The 1885-nt window shown below is 49.4% G+C and carries 3 protein-coding genes; all 3 read left to right on the top strand.

Going from position 1 to position 1885, the window contains the following annotated elements:
- The coding region (locus tag OB13_RS18340) for a CBS domain-containing protein (RefSeq protein ID WP_461491634.1) at window positions 1-228 on the top strand (228 nt) is incomplete at its 5' end.
- A 76-nt stretch (window positions 229-304) separates the two neighbouring features.
- Window positions 305-739 (top strand): NADH-quinone oxidoreductase subunit A, encoded by a 435-nt coding sequence (locus OB13_RS18335; RefSeq protein WP_461491633.1) that lies wholly within the window; start codon window positions 305-307, stop codon window positions 737-739.
- Between the two features lie 92 nt (window positions 740-831).
- A complete protein-coding gene (locus OB13_RS18330; protein ID WP_461491632.1) occupies window positions 832-1470 on the top strand; it encodes an NADH-quinone oxidoreductase subunit B in 639 nt (212 codons plus the stop codon).
- Window positions 1471-1885 lie beyond the last annotated feature (415 nt).

The following is a 1885-nucleotide window of genomic DNA, read 5'->3' as shown; positions in this document are numbered from 1 at the left end:
CTGGTGCAGGAAATCATGAGTGAGCATCCTGTCATCGTAACACCTGACACCACCATGGAGCAATGTATGTCGCTTATGACCCAAAAGTACATCCGTCACCTGCCTGTGTTCGATAATCAGAAAATGATAGGCCTCGTTTCGATCGGGGACATAGTAAAGTACATCATCGAGGAACAGCAATTCATCATCGAGAACCTCGAGTATTATATAACCGGGCACATGGATTAGATGGTCCGGTTATTTCATTTTATCTATTTTTTCATCGTTCCTGGCTTTTAAACGAATTTTAAAGGAGGAAAAAACTTTGCAGGAAACATCTGAAAATGCAATCGTACTGTGGCCTTTGCTGGTTTACGGTGCCATCGTGCTCAGCCTGGTATTACTTATACTGGGCCTCTCCTATGTGCTGGGCCAGCGTGGCACCGGGCGGGCTATGGTGGAGCCGTATGAAGGAGGCATTGTCAGTGCCGGGGGAGCGCGCATCCGCTTTTCGTCCCAGTTTTACATGGTGGCCATGCTCTTTGTCATCTTTGATGTCGAGACCATTTTCATCTTGTCCTGGGCCATTGCATTTCAGGAGCTCGGCTGGTATGGGTATGTCGGGGTCCTGGTTTTTATTGTGATGCTGGTCGTGGTGCTGGTATACGAGTGGCGCAACGGCGCGCTCGACTTCGGCCCGGATGGCAAAAAGATACTGGCAGCTTATAAGCGCATGAATCAGAAACCTGCATCAGGTTGAGCTGTAACGAAGAAATTCCTGACAAAAGATACGTGGGAGCAAATAGTAGCGCCTGAAACCTTAGCGGATAGTATAACCTAACACCCTCGCCTATGAAATGGTGGTTAAGTAAACCCGAAGAACCAGCAAATGCCGTCACAGGAACAAGTTCCTACGAGGAAACCGTGCAACAGAGCATCATGCTCACCACGCTGCATGATTTAATTGGCTGGGGCCGGAAAAACTCCATGTGGCCCTTCCACTTTGGCCTCTCCTGTTGTTTTGTGGAGATGGCTACCAGCATGACGCCTAAGTATGATGTGGCTCGCTTCGGAGCTGAAGTTATACGCGGCACCCCACGCGAAGCTGATGTGATGATCATTGCCGGTACGGTTTTTATCAAAATGGCTCCCATCATCAAACGGCTGCATGAACAAATGATGGAACCGAAGTGGGTGATCTCGATGGGCTCCTGCGCCAACTCCGGTGGTATGTACGACATCTACAGTGTGGTGCAGGGTGTTGACAAATTTTTACCGGTGGATGTCTATGTGCCCGGCTGCCCTCCGCGGCCCGATGCGTTCATGGAAGGACTCATGTTGCTGGCCGACCGGGTAGGAAAAGAGCGCCGCCCCCTGAGCTGGACGATCGGCGAACAAGGCGTCATCCGGCCTGAAAAGATCGATGTAAAAGCAGGCAAAATGGACCGCTGGAAACAGATGACAGATTTCCGGTCACCGGATGAAATATAGGAGTTAAAGAGTTTAGGAGTTTGAGAGTTGGGGATTTAGAAAGTATGGAAGGTGGAAGTATGTAAAGCAAGTTGCAATCTGACCGGAACGTAAGCCAACCTGCTGAAACGTGTCATCCCCCTGCCCCCTTCAAATGGGGGACTTTTCTGCACCAAGACTATCCTTTAGAGCACGCTAGAGACGAGAGTCGAAGAGGGCGAGCGTAGCTGAGAAATCTGGATTCTTGCATGGCTCCTCTGATACTCCAGATTTCTCCCGCTGGTCGAAATGACAAGAGAAGAGGCAGGTATAGCAAGGCATACTTACAACATCAGCTACAAAGGTATAGCTTGAGCCAGGTGCGCCAGTGACGATTTTTTGTTTGAGCGGTCAGCGAGTTCAAAATCGTCTTGATTTTTTTGCTTACTTTTTTCAT

This window comes from Pontibacter sp. HJ8, assembly GCF_054824225.1.
This window is presented reverse-complemented; position numbering and strand designations above follow the sequence as displayed.

Excerpts from the sequence above, each read along its gene's own strand:
- OB13_RS18330 (WP_461491632.1), top strand. The coding sequence starts at position 832 with ATGAAATGGTGGTTAAGTAAACCCGAAGAACCAGCAAATGCCGTCACA.